This window comes from Bradyrhizobium sp. NBAIM08, assembly GCF_020193935.1.
Taxonomy (GTDB): Bacteria; Pseudomonadota; Alphaproteobacteria; order Rhizobiales; family Xanthobacteraceae; genus Bradyrhizobium; species Bradyrhizobium yuanmingense.
This window is the reverse complement of sequence record NZ_JADYVR010001317.1, coordinates 1-384: the sequence shown is the minus strand read 5'-3', so window position 1 is coordinate 384 and position 384 is coordinate 1. Positions and strand designations below refer to the sequence as shown.

Below are 384 nucleotides of genomic sequence, written 5' to 3'. Positions count from 1 at the left end.
GCCTCGGGGAGCGCGATCACCACCATCGAGGGCCTTGCCGCGGAGGGCCGCCTGTCTCCTCTGCAGGAGGCCTTCATCGCCGCCGACGCCCTCCAGTGCGGCTTCTGCACCTCCGGGATGGTGATGTCCTGCCAGCGCCTCCTGACGCGCAATCCCCGTCCCACCCGGCCGGAGATCCGCGAGGCGGTCTCGGGGAACCTCTGCCGGTGCGGCACCTACAACCACGTCTTCGACGCCGTCGAGCGGGCGGCCGGACTGAAGAGGGCCGATGCCGGCGCGCCGCCGGACATCCTCGCCTCCCGGCTTTCGACTCCAGACTCACGGCTCTTCTCCGATCCCCGCGTCGGTCCGGCCATCCGCGAGGCCATGGACGCGGAGGAGGTC

General features: G+C 71.6%; 1 protein-coding gene. It reads left to right on the top strand.

Annotated elements, in window-relative coordinates:
* Positions 1-384 (top strand): (2Fe-2S)-binding protein (locus I6F37_RS44700; protein WP_249795521.1); only part of this gene is annotated, 384 nt, incomplete at both ends.